The following is a 16,443-nucleotide window of genomic DNA, read 5'->3' as shown; positions in this document are numbered from 1 at the left end:
CGAACAAAACTAACCAACAAAATAAGTACCATGAACGATGCACACTACCACATGCTTGTCAATCATTTTCCAATTATCGGATTATTTTTCGGAATAGCCATCCTAGTATTTGGAATTTTGAAGCGAAATGCTTTATTGATTAACACCGCTTACATCATATTCATCTTTTGCATGATTATGGGTAAAATCACCATGATGACAGGAGATAAAGCCGAACATTTTGTGGAAAATATTAATGGTTTTTCACACGATTTAATAGAAGAACACGAAGAAACAGCCGAAGGATTTATGAAAATTATGTACGCCTTAGGTTGTGCCTCTGCTTTAGGTCTTTATGTCGATTATAAAAAGCATAAGAAAGCACTTTTGTTTTCGTTTTTAGTACTTATTATCGCTGTAGTTGCAATTATTTTATCCGGACCGGTTGGTACTTCAGGAGGTGAAATTCGCCATACTGAAATTCGAAAAGGGGACACAATTTCTATTCCTGAGGCTTCATCAAAAGAATTTGAAAAAGAAGACTAATCATGAGTGATACTAATTTTGAAAACTATTTAGATTCCCATTACATTCACCGTAGCAATTGGCTTCGAGCAGCGGTATTAGGGGCAAACGACGGGATTCTTTCTATTTCCAGTATTGCCATTGGAGTTGCGGCGGCCAGCGATACTCGTGAAGCTATTGTATTGGCCACTTTAGCTGGTTTGGTTGCCGGGGCCTTATCTATGGCGGCAGGTGAATATGTGTCTGTAAGTTCTCAAACAGATGTAGAAAAATCGGATATCGAAAGAGAAAAACAAGAATTGGAAGAAATGCCAGAATTGGAACTTCAAATTTTAGCTCAGATTTATGAAAAACGGGGATTAAAAAAAGAAACGGCGTTACAAGTAGCCAAAGAATTAACCGCTTTTGATGCTTTAGGCGCACATGTAAGAGATGAACTCGGCATCAATGAAATATCGCAAGCCAATCCACTACAAGCGGCTTTTGCCTCAGGAGCTGCTTTTATTTTTGGAGGTGTTTTACCTTTTTTAGTCACTTTATTTTCCCCTATAAAACACATGGAATATTCGCTCTATGGATTGGCTATTCTTTTTCTCGCAGTATTGGGTGCAATAGCTGCAAAAGCAGGAGGTTCAGGTATTTTAAAAGCTGTATTTAGAATAACTTTTTGGGGTACAATTGCCATGGGTTTAACCGCGTTAGTAGGACATCTATTTGGGGTAAACATTTCTTAAAGTTTAAAATAAATTTGTTTATTCGAAAATAAATACAATACCTTTGTCTCAACAAAAAGAAATTATGTTTTTAAATCAATTACATCATCATCATCATTTTTCCCACGCTCGAGCGAGGTAGTGATGATATTTTGTAAAATCATATAACTATTAACCCGTTTGAGTATATCAAACGGGTTTTTTATTGCATAAAACTTCGCTGGTATACTCATAAATTTTAAATCACATGAGTATTTTAAAAATTGCCATTCAAAAATCAGGTCGTCTCAACGAAGACAGTCTAAAAATTTTAAAAGATTGCGGAATTTCTGTCGACAACGGAAATGACCAACTTAAAGCTTCCGCCTCTAATTTTCCATTAGAAGTATTATTTCTTCGAAATTCAGATATTCCACAATATCTTATTGACGGAGTGGTAGACATCGCCATAGTGGGAGACAATATTTTAGTGGAAAAAGGAGGGAACATCAAAATTATTGAAAAACTCGGTTTTTCTAAATGCCGTGTTTCTGTAGCGGTACCAAAAACCTTTGATTTCAAGTCTATTTCCGATTTAAAAAAGATGCGTATCGCCACTTCTTATCCGAATACTACGTTACAATTTTTTAAAGGCCAAAATATTAAAGTCGATTTACACCAAATTTCAGGTTCGGTAGAAATTGCACCAAACATTGGACTTGCCGATGCCATTGTTGATATCGTTTCTACGGGAAGTACGCTCTTTAAAAATAATTTAAAAGAAGTGGCAACCATAATGAAAAGTGAGGCAGTATTGGCGGTTTCTCCCAAAATCACTGAAGATAAAAAGGAATTATTAGACAAATTGAAGTTCCGAATTCAAGCTGTACTTCGCGCCAGAAAGGCCAAATATATTTTGATGAATGTTCCTAACGAAAAAATCAAAGAAGTCAGTCAAATACTACCGGTTTTAAAAAGCCCCACCATTGTGCCATTAGATCAAGTGGGTTGGTGTAGTGTACAATCTGTTATTGATGAAGAACAATTTTGGGAAGTAATTGATCAATTAAAGCTTGCTGGAGCCGAAGATATTTTAGTTTGTCCCATCGAAAAAATGGTTATTTAAATCCAATCTCATGAAAAAATACCTATATCCCGAAAAAGAGCAATGGGAAGTTCTTACAACAAGGCCTACACAAAGTTATGCCGACATTGAAGAGACAGTCAAAGCAATATTTAAAGAAGTTCAAAAGAATGGAGATACCGCTATCGCAAAATATACTTCTTTTTTTGACGGAGTTATAATTGAAAAAACGGAAGTAACGACAAAAGAAATCGAAGAAGCAATCAATTTCGTTTCTGCCGATTTAAAAGAAGCAATTGCTTTGGCCAAATCCAATATCGAAAAATTTCACGCAGCACAACAAACAGGTAAGGTGGAAGTAAAAACGACTGTAGGAGTCTATTGTTGGCAGGAAAAAAGAGCCATTCAAAAAGTAGGCTTGTACATTCCTGGGGGATCTGCACCTTTGTTTTCAACAGTATTAATGTTAGCCATTCCTGCAACATTAGCAGGGTGTAACGAAATCATTTTATGCACACCGCCCAATAAGAACGGAACCGTTGATCCTGCTATCCTATATACTGCGAATTTGTGTGGCATCACTAAAATATACAAAGCGGGAGGGATTCAAGCGATTGCTGCTATGACCTTCGGAACTCAATCTATTGAAAAAGTGTACAAAATTTTCGGCCCTGGAAATCAATTTGTAACGGTTGCTAAACAAATAGCAACACAATATAACGTGGCTATCGATATGCCAGCAGGTCCGAGTGAATTGCTTGTTTTTGCAGATACATCGGCGGTTCCAGCCTTTGTTGCGGCTGATTTGCTGAGTCAAGCGGAACATGGATCCGACAGTCAGGTGGTTTTAGTAACTACTTCAAAAGCTGTTTTAAAATCGGTAGAAAGTGAAATTAAAAATCAACTGAATGAATTACCAAGAAAGGAAATTGCCCAAAAAGCAATGGAGAATTCAAAGTTAATTTTGGTCAACAATATCCAGGAAGCTATTGCTTTTATTAATGATTATGCTCCAGAACATTTTATTGTTTGCAGTAAAAAGGAGACTTTTTTTGTAGAAAACATCAGGAACGCAGGTTCTGTATTTATTGGAAATTATACACCTGAAAGTGCTGGAGATTATGCCTCAGGAACGAATCACATATTGCCTACCAACGGATATGCAAAGAATTACAGTGGTGTTAACCTGGATAGCTTCATGAAGTCTATGACCTTTCAAAAAATCTCAGAAAAAGGCATCCAAAACATCGGAAAAGCGATTGAAATCATGGCGGAAGCCGAAGGTTTACAAGCACACAAAAATGCGGTTACACTCCGCTTAAAATCACTCAAAAATGGAAATTAATCAGTTAATACGAACAAATATCGCTCAAATGCAGCCTTATTCTTCCGCTAGAGAGGAATATAAAGAATCGGATAAACAGATGGTATTTTTGGATGCGAATGAGAATCCGTTTGAAAATGGTAGCAACCGTTATCCTGATCCGCAACAAAAATCGGTCAAACGAATACTTTCCGAACATAAGAGAATTCCCGAAAACCAGATTCTGTTAGGAAATGGAAGCGACGAAGTATTGGATTTACTCTTTAGAGCTTTCTGTGAACCGAATGTTGACAATGTAATCACATTACCTCCAACTTACGGCATGTATGCTGTTTTGTCCAATTTGAATGCCATTAAAAATAGGGAAGTGTTCCTCAATGCAGATTTTGAACCCGATGTACAAGCTATTCTGAATCAAATAGATGAAAACACAAAAATTATCTTTTTATGTTCTCCGAATAATCCAACGGGAAATTCCTTTTCAGACGAAAGCATTGTAACTTTATTGAAGCATTTCAAAGGTTTAGTACTTATAGATGAAGCATATATTGATTTTTCTGATAAAGAAAGTTGGCTACAAGAATTGGGTGATTATCCGAATTTGATTATTTCGCAAACGCTATCCAAAGCGTATGGTATGGCGGGTATCCGATTGGGTATTTTATATGCTTCCACCGAAATAATTACCGTTTTGAACAAAATCAAACCACCATATAATGTAAATAGTCTAACTCAAAGTAAAGCATTAGAAAGATTGAATCAATACGAAGATGTAATAAGTGAAATAGTCAATATTAAAGAGGGAAGAGAATATCTACTTAAACAATTACTTCAAGTGAATTTTATTGAAAAGATATATCCAACCGATGCAAATTTCATACTTGTTAAAGTCGATGATGCAAATTTTCGTTACCAACAATTATTAGAAAAGGGAATTGTGGTGCGTAATCGTAGCACCCAACCCTTATGTTCCAATTGCCTCAGAATCACCATCGGTACAAAAGAAGAAAACGAACAACTTATAAACACACTTAAATCAATACAAAATGGCTAAAAAAGTTTTATTTATTGATAGAGATGGAACCATCATCAAAGAAACAGTAGACGAACAAATTGATAGTTTCGAAAAAATGATATTTTATCCGAAATGCCTTCCGTATCTGAGCAAAATCGCACAAGAATTGGACTATGAATTGGTGATGATAACCAATCAAGATGGCTTGGGAACAGCAAGTTTTCCGGAAGAAACCTTCTGGCCAGTGCATAATTTTATAATGAAAACGTATGAAAATGAAGGCGTATTCTTTGACAAGGTATTTATTGACCGTACCTTTCCTGCTGACAATGCAACCACTCGCAAACCGGGAACAGGCTTGTTAACCTCATATTTTTCTGTTGATTACGATTTAGCCAATTCTTTTGTAATTGGTGATCGATTAACGGATGTAGAACTGGCTAAAAATCTAGGTTCAAAGGCAATTTTTATCAACGATAATACCAATTTAGGAACTTCGGAAATCAGTTCAAAACAAGAAGATTTAGCCTCATTTATTGCTCTTGAAACGAATGATTGGCAAATGATTTATGAATTTTTGAAATTAGACTCAAGAACCGTTTCCATCACCAGAAAAACCAATGAAACCGATATTTCAATCAACTTAAACCTTGATGGAACTGGAAAAAGTAATATCAATACAGGAATAGCCTTTTTTGATCACATGTTGGACCAAATTGCCCGACACGGACAAATTGATTTGAATATTGAAGTTCAAGGTGATTTACAAGTAGATGAACACCACACCATCGAAGATACCGCTATTGCGCTGGGTGAAGTTTTTGCAAAAGCCTTGGGGAATAAACTAGGAATCGAACGCTATGGTTTTTGCCTTCCTATGGACGATTGCCTAGCCCAAGTGGCGATTGACTTCGGGGGTAGAAACTGGTTGGTTTGGGAAGCCGATTTCAAACGTGAAATGATCGGTCAAATGCCCACCGAAATGTTTTTCCATTTCTTCAAATCGTATACCGATGGCGCTAAATGCAATCTCAATATCAAAGCGGAAGGAACCAACGAGCACCACAAAATTGAAGCGATTTTTAAAGCGTTTGCAAAAGCCATCAAAGCTGCTATAAAAAGAGATGTAGAAAAAATGATTTTACCAAGTACTAAAGGAATGTTATAATGCAGATAGCCATCATAGATTACGGCGCAGGAAACGTACAAAGTGTTCTTTTTGCCATTGAAAGATTAGGATTCACAGGAATTATAACTAGTGATTGGAAAACAATTCAAACGGCAGACAAGGTTATTTTTCCCGGCGTTGGCGAAGCAAATACTGCCATGACCAAATTAAAAGCAAATGGCTTAGACACTTTAATTCCAACACTCAAACAACCTGTTTTAGGGATTTGTCTCGGAATGCAATTATTATGTAATGCATCGGAAGAGGGAAATACGAAGGGATTGGGAATATTTGATGTCGATATTATTCGTTTTTCAAACCAAGTAAAAGTCCCTCAAATGGGATGGAACACCATTTATAATCTGAAATCAGTATTATTCAACGGAATTAATCCTGACGAATATGTGTATTTGGTGCACAGCTATTACGCTCCACTTTGTGCCGAAGCGATTGCTAAAACTAATTACGAAATGGAATTTGCTTCGGCTTTACAGAAAAATAATTTCTACGGCGTACAATTTCACCCTGAAAAAAGTGGCGCTTTTGGAGAACAGATTTTGAAGAATTTTTTAAATATATAATTGGGCGTTACCCAAAGGGTCGGGCTTTCCGCAGTGCATGGCACTTTGCTGCAATCCCTAACGCAAATACAAAACAACATGAGAATTATACCAGCCATAGATATCATCGACGGAAAATGCGTCCGACTTTCTAAAGGAGATTACAATACGAAAATCATTTACAATGAACATCCTTTGGAAGTTGCCAAACAGTTTGAAGCCCACGGAATTCAATACTTGCATGTAGTCGATTTAGACGGTGCCAAATCCAATACAATAATCAATCACAAAGTTTTGGAACAATTGGCTTCCAAAACTGCTTTAAAAATTGATTTTGGAGGTGGTTTAAAATCCGATGAAGATCTCCGAATTGCCTTTGAATCGGGAGCCAACCAAATTACAGGCGGAAGTATTGCCGTAAAAAATCCAGAAGTCTTTGAACAATGGATTTTAAAATACGGAGCTAATAAAATCATTTTAGGGGCTGATGTCAAGAATAAGAAAATAGCTGTTTCGGGTTGGCTAGAAGAAAGTCAAGAAGATTTGATTCCGTTTATCGAAAAGTACAAAGTCAAAGGAATTCAACAAGTGATTTGCACGGATATTGCAAAAGATGGCATGTTACAAGGTCCTAGTTTCGATTTGTATCAGGAAATTTTAAGCACCATTCCTGAAATTCAACTTATTGCTTCAGGTGGTATTTCAACTTTCGAAGAATTGCCTCAATTGGCTCAATTGGGATGTGAAGGAACTATTATTGGTAAAGCCATTTACGAAGGCCGTATCAGTTTAAAACAATTAGAACAATTCATTTTAAATAATAAATAAGATGTTAACCAAAAGAATTATTCCGTGCTTGGATATTAAAAATGGAAGAACGGTAAAAGGGGTCAATTTTGTGGATCTAAGAGATGCCGGCGATCCAGTAGCATTAGTCATAAAATATGCCGAAACAGGTGCAGATGAATTGGTATTTCTTGACATTTCCGCCACAGAAGAACGTAGAAAAACTTTAATTCCATTGGTTCGAGAAGTGGCCAAAGCCATCAATATTCCATTTACGGTTGGTGGTGGTATTTCAAGTGTTGAAGATGTGCAATTATTGCTTCAAAATGGAGCTGATAAAGTTTCAATCAATTCGGCTGCTGTTAAAAATCCGGATTTAATTAATGAATTAGCTGCTGCATTTGGGAGTCAATGCATTGTTGTCGCTATCGATGCCAAACAAATCGATGGAATTTGGAAAGTGCATTTAGTGGGGGGGAAAGTTCCAACAGAATTGAATTTATTTGATTGGGCCAAAGAAGTCGAACAACGTGGAGCCGGTGAAATTCTTTTCACATCGATGGATAATGATGGCACCAAAAATGGATTTGCGAATGATGCTTTAGCACAACTTTCAACGACAGTAAACATTCCCATTATTGCATCGGGTGGAGCGGGAAACAAGCTGCATTTTGCCGATGCTTTTTTAAAAGGAAAAGCAGATGCCGCTTTGGCTGCCAGTGTTTTTCATTTTCAAGAAATCGAAATACCCGAATTAAAAATGTATTTAAAAAATCAATCTATTTCAATAAGACTATAATTATGAACATCAATTTCAATAAAAGCTCAAACGGGTTGATTCCCGCAATTATTCAAGACAATCAAACCAAAAATGTGTTAATGCTTGGTTATATGAATCAAGAAGCATTAGACAAAACGTTGGAAACTAAACAAGTAACCTTTTTTAGTCGCTCTAAAAATCGCATGTGGACAAAAGGGGAAGAGAGTGGTAATTTTTTAGAGCTAATTTCAATCAAAGAAGATTGCGATAATGATACCTTACTCATCAAAGTCAATCCTAATGGACCAACATGTCACAAAGGAACCGATACTTGCTGGGCGGAATCGAATAATCAAGATTTCGGATTCTTATTACAATTAGAAGAAACCATTAGTGAACGCAAACAAAATGCCGATTCTGAAAATAGCTACGTCGCTTCATTATTTGCCAAAGGAATCAATAAAATTGCTCAGAAAGTAGGAGAGGAGGCTGTAGAAGTAATTATTGAAGCCAAAGACAATAGCGATGTTTTATTTTTAAGTGAAAGCGCCGATTTACTCTTTCACTATTTAATTTTATTACAGGCCAAAGGTTTCAGACTTAACGATGTTGTGAAAACATTAAAATCAAGATCCAAATAATTTGCAATCACGTTCAGAATTTTGCTATTTTTAAAATAAAAAATGATTTCAAAAGCAGCGCTGGATTTTCTTTCAGAATTGGCACAAAACAACAACAGAGACTGGTTTAACGAGAATAAAAAACGATTTGAAAAGCATCAATCGGAAATCAAATCGTTTTTTCAAGAAATCAATCAAGAACTGTCGGCAAAAGACAAATTGGAGAAAATGCAAATGCACCGAATTTATCGAGACATTCGATTTTCTAAGGACAAAACTCCGTACAAAAACAATTTCAGCGTCAGTTATGACAGAGCTAAACCGTATTTGCGTGGGGGTTATTATTTACATATTCAGCCGGGTGCTAGTTTTATTGGTGGCGGATTTTGGGAACCTAATGCAGAAGATTTGAAACGAATTCGCAAAGAGTTTGAATTAGACGATACTGAAATCCGTTCGATAACCTCAGAAGCAAATTTTGTGAAGCATTTTGGAACATTACAGGGTGCTGAATTGAAAACAGCTCCGAAAGATTTTGATAAAGAACATCAAGCGATTGATTTAATCCGTAAAAAACAATATTTAGTCTATCGTCGTTTTACAGACAAGGAAGTAACTGACTCAAATTTCAAAAGGGAAGTCTTAACTACTTTTATGGCGATGCGTCCTTTTTTCGATTACATGAGTGAGGTACTTGGAACCAATTTAAATGGAGAAGCTATTTATTAAAAGCTGTATTCTTCCAATAATTGGACTTGACTTTTCAATCGTTCCACTAATAAATTCATCATTCTTTTGTTTAGGTTGGATGAATTCTTAATGTATTCTGAATATTCGTCAATCGTAAAAAATGCAATGATCATTCCTTTTAAGGAGTTTCTGAATTTGATGTCTTTCTGGATGACATTTTCGATATAAGCCATTTTTTTATCGGGTGTCAAACCAAAAAATACATTTTTTTGTTTCACCGCATAATTGATAAAAACGTGATTGAACAAATCGTTTTGTAGTTTTAAAATAGGCCTAAGGGTCTGATTTTGAAAAGTTTCTTCGCTAGACGATTGAGCAGTCACATTTCCTAACGTTTCTCCTCTTATTTCCAAAAGTTTTGAGTCTCGAGATTCCATTTTGTTTTTTATTAAATTTATGAAGAATTGGTTTCCATTTAAGAAATGACTTTCAAAAGTTATTAGTAATTTAGTGTTGAAAAGATTTCACTATGTACACTTCTAAAATATTCGTTACGGTCGATATTATATTGGTTAAAAAAGACACCTTATTACTTATCAAACGTTTAAAAGATCCCTATAAAGATTGTTGGGCATTACCTGGTGGATTTGTAGATGAAAACGAAGATTTACTAGATGCTGCCAAGCGTGAATTAAGGGAAGAAACGAATGTGTCCATAGAAAATTTGGAACAAATTGGTGCCTTTGGAAAACCGTTTCGCGATCCTAGAAATCATACCGTTTCGGTAGCTTATTTTGGTCGAGTAGGGGAAGATACGATTGCTATTGCTGCCGATGATGCCAAAGAAGCACAATGGTTCCCTATAAATAATTTACCTGAATTGGCTTTCGATCATAAAGAAATCATTGAAGAAGCTTTAAATAAACAAAAACTATGAGATTCCACACCAGAAAATGGGTAAAACCCGAAGATTTAAACCCGAACCATTCTCTTTTTGGAGGCAAATTATTGGCCTGGATTGACGAAGAAGCCGCTTTGTATTCTATTGTGCAATTGGAAAATCCTAGAGTCGTAACCAAACACATGTCGGAAATTAATTTCATCAGTTCCGCCAAGCAAGGTGATATTGTCGAAATTGGATTGGATGTCGTGAAATTTGGAAACTCATCTTTGATTTTAAAATGCGAAGTGCGTAATATGATGACAAGAGAAACCATTATTACTATTGATAGTATTACCATGGTTAGCTTAGGAGAAAATGGCAAACCACAAGCCCATGGAAAAACACGTGTGGAGTTTGTGAGCGATAGAATGAAAGAATAATCAGAGAATACTAAAAAAATCCAATTAGAATTAAATATCGAAATTGCCGGTTTATTCTGTAAACTGACTACTTATTTAAGCCTCACTAACCGCATTTTTACCAGAAGGTGCTTCATACACTTCCAAATCAAAAAAGCGAACCGACGCCAAAATATGATCGAAAATATCACTCATGATGTATTCGTAATTTTCAAAACGCTTGTCGGTGGTGAAAACATAAATTTCCAACGGAATTCCATGAGCAGTCGGTTGTAACTGTCGACACAACAAAATCATGTCTTTATTTAAACCTGGATAATTTTCAAGATATTGAGTCAAATATTTACGAAATAGTCCAAAATTGGTCAAGTTTCGACCATTTATAGCTAAGGATTTATCGACGTTGTGCAATTGATTGTGACGCGAAATATCGACTTGTTTCTTTTCAATATACGCTTTAATTAGCTGGATTTTTTTGAAATCCTCTAATTCTTCTTCACCTAAAAAACGAATACTACTCGATTTAATTAAAACATGTCGTTTGATTCTTCTTCCATCCGAATTAATCATCCCGCGCCAGTTTCTAAAACTATCAGAAATCAAGCTATAGGTCGGAATTGTAGTAGTTGTTTTATCGAAATTACGCACTTTAACAGTGGCCAAATTAATTTCAATCACATCACCATCGGCACCAAATTTATCCATCGTGATCCAATCCCCAATTCGAATCATATCATTGACAGAAACTTGAATGGAGGCTACAAATCCTAAAATAGTATCTCTAAAAATTAAGATAATAACAGCCGAAACCGCTCCAAGTGTTTTGACTAAGGTATCGGTTTCAATATCAAATATTTTAGCCACAATAATCACAATACCTAGAATCCACAAAGCAATCATAATTACTTGCACATAACTATCGATTGGTTTATCGCTATATTCTGATTTACTTTTTAAATGATCGCGAATAGCTCGTAATGTTGAATGTATGATCCATAAACTCAACAAAACAATATATACCGCGACTAATCTTGCAAAAATAGTTTCCCAGGAATTGAAATTTTCAAGAATAACAGGAACAGTTTTGTAAATGTAAATAAGCGGAATAAGATGTGAAATGTATTTAGCCGTTTCGTTAGAAACCAATAAATCATCGAATTTAGTATGAGTTCGTTTAGCAACAATGGCCATTACCGTCACCAATACAAATCGGAAAATCATGTACATAAAATACACGATACAACTTAAAATAAAGATGTTAACAGCCAAACTTAAATACGATGCAATGGTTTCGTTGAAATCCATTTTCATCAAAAGTTCATAACACCAACCAAATATTTTTTCAGTGTATTTATGCATTACGCAAGTATTTCTTTTCTATGTAAAAAGTACCAAATGGCGGAATAGAAGCCAGACAAATTTCAATATATTTTCCAATTCCCCATTTTTCTTTTCTCATCATGATGGTGGCCAATAAAATGTATCCGATAAAAAGAATCCCATGAATCATACCAATGTATTTCACAAAAATGGGCATATCGAAGGCATATTTCATTGGCATGGCAAAAAAGAATAACAAAATAGCAGAAACTCCTTCTATCAAGGCCAGGGTTTTGAAATTTTTAAGTGTAAACATTATAATTGAAATTGATTATGATTATTGATTCTGCAAAGTAAAGAAATGTTTGCAAAGTAATTCCTGCAATTGACCCACAAATTCATTAAAAAATGCATAAAACAAATATTTCATGAAAAATACTGTTGTTTAACTGTTTTTAAACCGTATTTTTGCAAAAATTCAGAAAAAGGTATGTCAAAAATTGATCTTGAAATCGAACTAGAAGAGAGAAAAGTCTTATACGACTACCAATCTCGTGACATCAATGCCATTTTTGACCGAATGGATAACACCCCTCAAAATTATCACTTGTTGTACCAATTACCAACAGGAGGAGGGAAGACGGTTATTTTTTCTGAAATTGTACGTCGTTATTTAGAAACGCACAATAAAAAAGTGGTGGTTCTAACACACCGAATTGAGCTTTGTAAGCAAACGTCTAAAATGCTGAGTTCCTTTGATGTAAAAAATAAAATCATCAATTCTAAAGTCAAAGAATTACCAGATCAAAACGAGTATTCGTGCTTTGTGGCGATGGTAGAGACTTTAAAAAACCGATTAAACGACGACAAATTATTAATTGATAACGTTGGACTTGTTATCATTGATGAAGCGCATTATAATTCGTTTCGAAAATTATTACATTCGTTTAAAAACTCCTTTATTTTAGGGGTTACAGCCACACCTTTAAGTTCGAATATTAATCTTCCCATGTATGAAAACTACAAGGAATTGATTGTAGGAGATCCTATCAATAAGTTAATCAAAAACGGATTTTTAGCAGAAGCAACTACCTACAGTTATGACGTGAGTTTATCCAGCTTAAAAGTTGGAATTACAGGCGATTATACCGTAAAATCTTCCGATGAATTGTATTCCCAATTGGACATGCAAAGTAAATTATTACATGCCTATGAAGAAAAATCTAAAGGTAAGAAAACGCTAATTTTCAACAACGGAATCAATACGTCATTATATGTTTATGATACGTTTAAAAAGGCCGGATATCCAATAAAACACCTAGATAATACAACAAGTGCTGACGATAGAAAAGCCATATTAAAATGGTTTAAAACAACTCCGGATGCCGTGTTGACCTCAGTAGGAATTCTAACGACTGGTTTTGACGAACCTACAGTCGAATCAATCATTATTAATCGTGCTACGAAATCGTTAACGCTTTATTTTCAAATGATCGGACGTGGTTCTCGTAAATTGCCAAATAAAAGTGAATTTACTATAATTGATTTAGGAAATAATGCGTCACGTTTTGGTTTATGGAATGACCCAGTAGATTGGCAGCATATTTTCAAATCTCCTGAATATTATCTTGAAAATTTACGTAGCGATGCAGATATCGAAATTAATTTCAGATACGAAATGTCGCCAGAGGTTCGTGAGTTATTTAAAGCATCTGAGAATATTGATTTTGATATCGATGAAGAATTTAAAATCATTTTAGCTAAAAATTTACGTCCCAAAGAAGTTATTGAAAAATCGATTCAACAACATGCAACGATGTGTGTCGATAATTCGGATGATTTAGTTGGCGCTAAAAATTTGGCGAAATTTCTAATTGAAGATATTGAATATCGTGTCAAACTTTTTACGCGCTGTTTAGCAAGTTCGACAAAAAATTATCGTGAATGGCTTATTGAAGACTATCAAACTCGTTTACAAATAGCTATCGGAAAATTATACAGAGAGCGTCTTTTTGCTCAGGAAGATTAATTATATCTTTTGAACTATAATTTATATTATGTAAAATAGAATATTTCAGAAGCCTCTTCATTCTTACAAAAATTGTTACTACATTTACCTTTTAGTAACAGTGAGAATATTATGAAGAATTCTATTGCAGAAAGTGTTGCCAATTTTCTAAAAGACTTTAAACCCTTCAGTTTTTTAAGTTTCGAAGATTTAAAAAGTATTTCAAAGTTTGTAAAAGTCATTCATTTGGATAAAAATCAGAAGCTTTTTCAAATCAACGACGAATTGCACAATAGTTTTTATGTTGTGAATTCAGGTGTGATACATTTAACTGTGTTTTCTGATGCAGAAGAAACACTTTTAAACAAATGTTATGCTGGTGATGTTTTTGGTTTACGCCCTTTCTTTGCTAAAAATAATTATCAAATGACAGCAAGAGCCAATGAAGAAGCCATTCTTTTTGCCATTCCCATTGAAAAAGTAAAACCTTTTGTTGGTCAAAATGCGGAAGTTTTAAACTTTTTATTGGAAAGTTTTGCTAACAATTCCAATAATCCTGCCGATAAAGATCGAAATAAACTACTATCCGATTCTGTACAGTTATCTGAATTTCAAAATGATTTCTCCTTTATTCAATCCTTAACCTATAATAAAAAACCTTTACTCGTAGAACATGATCAAACGATTCGTGAAGTTGCAGTATTAATGACCGATAACCTTTTGGATAGTGTTTTTGTAAAAGAGCAAAACAAATTGGTTGGAATTGTTACTGATTCCGATTTCAGATTAAAAGTAGCTACAGGAAAGCAAGCCATTCAGTCACACATTGATAAAATTATGACGTTTCCGGTGATAACGGTTACTGAAAATATATCGCTTGCCGAAGCCCAATTGGCTATGCTTTCCCATAAAGTGCACCACTTGTGTGTCACTATTGATGGTACACCACATACTGACGTTAAAGGCGTTATCACTCAAAATGATTTAATTCAAGCACAGGCCAACTCCCCTGGTGTGTTGATTAAAGAAACCAAAAAAGCATTGTCTGCTTCCGATTTAAAAGCGGTGTATCATTCGCTTTCAGGAATTATTCAACAAGCTGTTACTAAAAGTATTCCGCTGCAGCATTTGTACAATGTTTCGGGAGAAGTTACCCTAGCCATTATTCGACGTGCCATAGAAATCAGTATTTTAGAATTGGGCTCCCCTCCTGTTCCATTTGCCTTTTTAAGTATTGGAAGTCAAGGCAGAAAAGAACAACTATTATTGACAGACCACGACAATATTTTAGTGTATCAAGATGTTGATATTCAGCAAGTACGTGATGTTAAAGATTATTTTAATCAATTGTCTAAAAAAACAACCGAGGTATTAGAAAAAGTAGGTTACAAACATTGTGAATTTGGTCATTATGCAAATAATCAAAAATGGTGTAAGTCATTGACAGAGTGGGTAAAACAATACGAGAATTGGATTAATACTCCAGGTGAATTTACCAACGAGCATTGCTCCATATTCTTTGATTATGAATTTGTTTTTGGGGATCAAAATTTAGAAACGGCTATTACTGAAACTATTTTTAAAACCAAAAGTAAAGTCTTATTTCTAGATTACTTAGGAAATGATGCACTGAAAAAACCGGCTCCTCTTAGTTTTTTCAAAAAATTTAACGAAGAAGAAAGCGGACCGAATGTTGGAAAATTTAACGTAAAAGAAAAAGCGATTAATCAATTGGTCGATATTGCACGCTTGTTATCCATTCAGCACGGATTAAAAGGAATCAACAACACCTATTCACGTTACAAGGAATTGGCGATAAAAGATACGAATAATGCCGAAATATATTTAGAAGCTGCGGATACTTTCTTATTATTATCGCGTTATAGAACTTTAGAAGGATTGAAAAATGATAATTCGGGAGAATTTATAGACATTGAAAAACTTTCAAAAGTAGATAAAGAAAAACTAAAAGAATCGTTACATATTTTAAAAGATTTAGAAGAAATTGTAAAAGATACTTTTCAATTAACACAATTTTCATAAAATGCTGGACTGGATTAAAAATATAGGAAAAGATTATCCTGAATTTTGGAAATATTATTTAGTACAACTGGAAGTGCCTTCTACTCGAAAAGTTGCGTTACATCTAGAAACAACAGGAATTAATCCTACCAAAGATAAAATAATATCTATTGGAGCTGTGGCCATTGAAAACAATCAGATTCTAGTAGAAAGTAGCTTAGAAATAGAGCTAAATAAAGACGAAATTTTAGAATCGAAAGAAGTAACCTATCAAGAAGTACAAGCCATCGAATCCTTAATTAATTTTATGGGAAATGCGACTTTAATTGGTCACCGAATTCATTATGATATTGAAATTTTAAATGAATATTTATCCAAACTGCAAAGTGGCCGATTGAAAAGTAACCTGCTAGATGTAGAAGTCATGCACGATCGCATAATGGATACCGCTTCTAAAAAGTATTCGTTAGAAGAATTACTTTCTTTTTATAACATAAAAAATCCCGAAGTGGCTACCTCGGGAAATTCTGCTTATATGATTGCGGTGTTATTTCTGAAAATGAGAAATAAATTAGGGTTATAACATCT

The 16,443-nt window shown here is 34.7% G+C and carries 20 protein-coding genes; 16 read left to right on the top strand and 4 right to left on the bottom strand.

The features are described from left to right. Positions 1 to 30: 30 nt before the first annotated feature. Both EQG63_RS06040 and EQG63_RS06035 read left to right on the top strand, forming a co-directional pair. Positions 31 to 525 (top strand): hypothetical protein, encoded by a 495-nt coding sequence (locus EQG63_RS06040; protein ID WP_129435460.1) that lies wholly within the window; start codon positions 31 to 33, stop codon positions 523 to 525. 2 nt (positions 526 to 527) lie between these two features. After that, complete coding sequence (locus EQG63_RS06035; RefSeq protein ID WP_129435459.1) at positions 528 to 1,238, top strand: VIT1/CCC1 transporter family protein; 711 nt, start codon at positions 528 to 530, stop codon at positions 1,236 to 1,238. Positions 1,239 to 1,300: 62 nt separating this feature from the next. Here EQG63_RS06035 and EQG63_RS12235 read toward each other — a convergent pair whose 3' ends face one another. Beyond that, positions 1,301 to 1,450, bottom strand: coding sequence for a hypothetical protein (locus EQG63_RS12235; RefSeq protein WP_164974469.1), 150 nt, complete (start codon positions 1,448 to 1,450; stop codon positions 1,301 to 1,303). Positions 1,451 to 1,464: 14 nt separating this feature from the next. Between EQG63_RS12235 and hisG the strand changes: the two genes are divergently transcribed. The 9 genes from hisG (at position 1,465) to EQG63_RS05990 (ending at position 9,242) form a co-directional block, all read left to right on the top strand. Continuing rightward, a complete protein-coding gene (gene hisG / locus EQG63_RS06030) occupies positions 1,465 to 2,322 on the top strand; it encodes an ATP phosphoribosyltransferase (RefSeq protein WP_129435458.1) in 858 nt (285 codons plus the stop codon). Positions 2,323 to 2,332: 10 nt separating this feature from the next. After that, a complete protein-coding gene (hisD, locus tag EQG63_RS06025) occupies positions 2,333 to 3,625 on the top strand; it encodes a histidinol dehydrogenase (RefSeq protein WP_129435457.1) in 1,293 nt (430 codons plus the stop codon). Further along, the gene (gene hisC, locus EQG63_RS06020) at positions 3,615 to 4,658 is read left to right on the top strand and encodes a histidinol-phosphate transaminase (protein WP_129435456.1); all 1,044 of its coding nucleotides are present in this window, start codon (positions 3,615 to 3,617) and stop codon (positions 4,656 to 4,658) included. The genes hisD and hisC overlap by 11 nt, the downstream gene beginning before the upstream one ends. Beyond that, positions 4,651 to 5,787 carry a bifunctional histidinol-phosphatase/imidazoleglycerol-phosphate dehydratase HisB gene (hisB, locus tag EQG63_RS06015; RefSeq protein WP_129435455.1) on the top strand — a complete coding sequence of 379 codons (1,137 nt, stop codon included), beginning with the start codon at positions 4,651 to 4,653 and terminating at the stop codon, positions 5,785 to 5,787. Before hisC ends, hisB begins: the two co-directional genes overlap by 8 nt. After that, on the top strand, positions 5,787 to 6,368 hold the full coding sequence (gene hisH, locus EQG63_RS06010; RefSeq protein ID WP_129435454.1) for an imidazole glycerol phosphate synthase subunit HisH: 582 nt from the start codon (positions 5,787 to 5,789) through the stop codon (positions 6,366 to 6,368). The genes hisB and hisH overlap by 1 nt, the downstream gene beginning before the upstream one ends. Positions 6,369 to 6,446: 78 nt before the next feature. Further along, positions 6,447 to 7,175, top strand: a complete 729-nt coding sequence (gene hisA, locus EQG63_RS06005; protein ID WP_129435453.1) for a 1-(5-phosphoribosyl)-5-[(5-phosphoribosylamino)methylideneamino]imidazole-4-carboxamide isomerase — start codon at positions 6,447 to 6,449, stop codon at positions 7,173 to 7,175. Between the two features lies 1 nt (position 7,176). Then, entirely contained in the window at positions 7,177 to 7,932 is a 756-nt protein-coding gene (gene hisF, locus EQG63_RS06000) for an imidazole glycerol phosphate synthase subunit HisF (RefSeq protein WP_129435452.1), read from the top strand. 2 nt (positions 7,933 to 7,934) lie between these two features. Further along, positions 7,935 to 8,534, top strand: coding sequence for a bifunctional phosphoribosyl-AMP cyclohydrolase/phosphoribosyl-ATP diphosphatase HisIE (hisIE, locus tag EQG63_RS05995; RefSeq protein ID WP_129435451.1), 600 nt, complete (start codon positions 7,935 to 7,937; stop codon positions 8,532 to 8,534). A gap of 42 nt (positions 8,535 to 8,576) precedes the next feature. Beyond that, a complete protein-coding gene (locus EQG63_RS05990; protein WP_129435450.1) occupies positions 8,577 to 9,242 on the top strand; it encodes a DUF2461 domain-containing protein in 666 nt (221 codons plus the stop codon). On the opposite strand, the gene EQG63_RS05985 is transcribed toward EQG63_RS05990, so the two are convergent. Further along, positions 9,239 to 9,640 carry a glyoxalase gene (locus tag EQG63_RS05985; RefSeq protein WP_129435449.1) on the bottom strand — a complete coding sequence of 134 codons (402 nt, stop codon included), beginning with the start codon at positions 9,638 to 9,640 and terminating at the stop codon, positions 9,239 to 9,241. The genes EQG63_RS05990 and EQG63_RS05985 overlap by 4 nt on opposite strands. Before the next feature lie 92 nt (positions 9,641 to 9,732). Here EQG63_RS05985 and EQG63_RS05980 point away from each other — a divergent pair, with 92 nt between their 5' ends. Further along, positions 9,733 to 10,140: an NUDIX domain-containing protein gene (locus EQG63_RS05980; RefSeq protein ID WP_129435448.1), complete on the top strand. Its 408-nt coding sequence runs from the start codon at positions 9,733 to 9,735 to the stop codon at positions 10,138 to 10,140. Then, the gene (locus EQG63_RS05975) at positions 10,137 to 10,526 is read left to right on the top strand and encodes an acyl-CoA thioesterase (protein WP_129435447.1); all 390 of its coding nucleotides are present in this window, start codon (positions 10,137 to 10,139) and stop codon (positions 10,524 to 10,526) included. Before EQG63_RS05980 ends, EQG63_RS05975 begins: the two co-directional genes overlap by 4 nt. A gap of 75 nt (positions 10,527 to 10,601) precedes the next feature. On the opposite strand, the gene EQG63_RS05970 is transcribed toward EQG63_RS05975, so the two are convergent. Further along, a complete protein-coding gene (locus tag EQG63_RS05970) occupies positions 10,602 to 11,864 on the bottom strand; it encodes a mechanosensitive ion channel family protein (protein WP_129435446.1) in 1,263 nt (420 codons plus the stop codon). After that, complete coding sequence (locus EQG63_RS05965; protein WP_129435445.1) at positions 11,857 to 12,141, bottom strand: DUF3817 domain-containing protein; 285 nt, start codon at positions 12,139 to 12,141, stop codon at positions 11,857 to 11,859. The genes EQG63_RS05970 and EQG63_RS05965 overlap by 8 nt, the downstream gene beginning before the upstream one ends. A gap of 174 nt (positions 12,142 to 12,315) precedes the next feature. Between EQG63_RS05965 and EQG63_RS05960 the strand changes: the two genes are divergently transcribed. The 3 genes from EQG63_RS05960 to EQG63_RS05950 all read left to right on the top strand — a co-directional run bounded on the left by EQG63_RS05960 (position 12,316) and on the right by EQG63_RS05950 (position 16,438). Continuing rightward, positions 12,316 to 13,854, top strand: coding sequence for a DEAD/DEAH box helicase (locus EQG63_RS05960; RefSeq protein ID WP_129435444.1), 1,539 nt, complete (start codon positions 12,316 to 12,318; stop codon positions 13,852 to 13,854). A gap of 111 nt (positions 13,855 to 13,965) precedes the next feature. After that, on the top strand, positions 13,966 to 15,876 hold the full coding sequence (locus EQG63_RS05955) for a DUF294 nucleotidyltransferase-like domain-containing protein (RefSeq protein WP_129435443.1): 1,911 nt from the start codon (positions 13,966 to 13,968) through the stop codon (positions 15,874 to 15,876). Position 15,877: 1 nt separating this feature from the next. After that, entirely contained in the window at positions 15,878 to 16,438 is a 561-nt protein-coding gene (locus EQG63_RS05950; protein WP_129435442.1) for an exonuclease domain-containing protein, read from the top strand. Positions 16,439 to 16,443: the final 5 nt, after the last annotated feature.

The sequence above is a fragment of the Flavobacterium amnicola genome (assembly GCF_004122165.1).
Classification (GTDB): domain Bacteria; phylum Bacteroidota; class Bacteroidia; order Flavobacteriales; family Flavobacteriaceae; genus Flavobacterium; species Flavobacterium amnicola.
Note: the sequence above shows the minus strand (reverse complement) of the source record. Positions and strands in the feature narration are given on the sequence as shown.

Bases quoted from the DNA above. Each gene is read 5' to 3' on its own strand.
- hisIE (WP_129435451.1), top strand. From the start codon at position 7,935: ATGAACATCAATTTCAATAAAAGCTCAAACGGGTTGATTCCCGCAATT.
- EQG63_RS06040 (WP_129435460.1), top strand. From the start codon at position 31: ATGAACGATGCACACTACCACATGCTTGTCAATCATTTTCCAATTATC.
- EQG63_RS05960 (WP_129435444.1), top strand. From the start codon at position 12,316: ATGTCAAAAATTGATCTTGAAATCGAACTAGAAGAGAGAAAAGTCTTA.
- hisG (WP_129435458.1), top strand. From the start codon at position 1,465: ATGAGTATTTTAAAAATTGCCATTCAAAAATCAGGTCGTCTCAACGAA.
- hisH (WP_129435454.1), top strand. From the start codon at position 5,787: ATGCAGATAGCCATCATAGATTACGGCGCAGGAAACGTACAAAGTGTT.
- hisC (WP_129435456.1), top strand. From the start codon at position 3,615: ATGGAAATTAATCAGTTAATACGAACAAATATCGCTCAAATGCAGCCT.
- hisD (WP_129435457.1), top strand. From the start codon at position 2,333: ATGAAAAAATACCTATATCCCGAAAAAGAGCAATGGGAAGTTCTTACA.
- hisF (WP_129435452.1), top strand. From the start codon at position 7,177: ATGTTAACCAAAAGAATTATTCCGTGCTTGGATATTAAAAATGGAAGA.
- EQG63_RS12235 (WP_164974469.1), bottom strand. From the start codon at position 1,450: ATGAGTATACCAGCGAAGTTTTATGCAATAAAAAACCCGTTTGATATA.
- EQG63_RS05990 (WP_129435450.1), top strand. From the start codon at position 8,577: ATGATTTCAAAAGCAGCGCTGGATTTTCTTTCAGAATTGGCACAAAAC.
- hisA (WP_129435453.1), top strand. From the start codon at position 6,447: ATGAGAATTATACCAGCCATAGATATCATCGACGGAAAATGCGTCCGA.
- EQG63_RS05955 (WP_129435443.1), top strand. From the start codon at position 13,966: ATGAAGAATTCTATTGCAGAAAGTGTTGCCAATTTTCTAAAAGACTTT.
- EQG63_RS05950 (WP_129435442.1), top strand. From the start codon at position 15,878: ATGCTGGACTGGATTAAAAATATAGGAAAAGATTATCCTGAATTTTGG.
- hisB (WP_129435455.1), top strand. From the start codon at position 4,651: ATGGCTAAAAAAGTTTTATTTATTGATAGAGATGGAACCATCATCAAA.
- EQG63_RS05975 (WP_129435447.1), top strand. From the start codon at position 10,137: ATGAGATTCCACACCAGAAAATGGGTAAAACCCGAAGATTTAAACCCG.
- EQG63_RS06035 (WP_129435459.1), top strand. From the start codon at position 528: ATGAGTGATACTAATTTTGAAAACTATTTAGATTCCCATTACATTCAC.
- EQG63_RS05980 (WP_129435448.1), top strand. From the start codon at position 9,733: ATGTACACTTCTAAAATATTCGTTACGGTCGATATTATATTGGTTAAA.
- EQG63_RS05965 (WP_129435445.1), bottom strand. From the start codon at position 12,141: ATGTTTACACTTAAAAATTTCAAAACCCTGGCCTTGATAGAAGGAGTT.
- EQG63_RS05985 (WP_129435449.1), bottom strand. From the start codon at position 9,640: ATGGAATCTCGAGACTCAAAACTTTTGGAAATAAGAGGAGAAACGTTA.
- EQG63_RS05970 (WP_129435446.1), bottom strand. From the start codon at position 11,864: ATGCATAAATACACTGAAAAAATATTTGGTTGGTGTTATGAACTTTTG.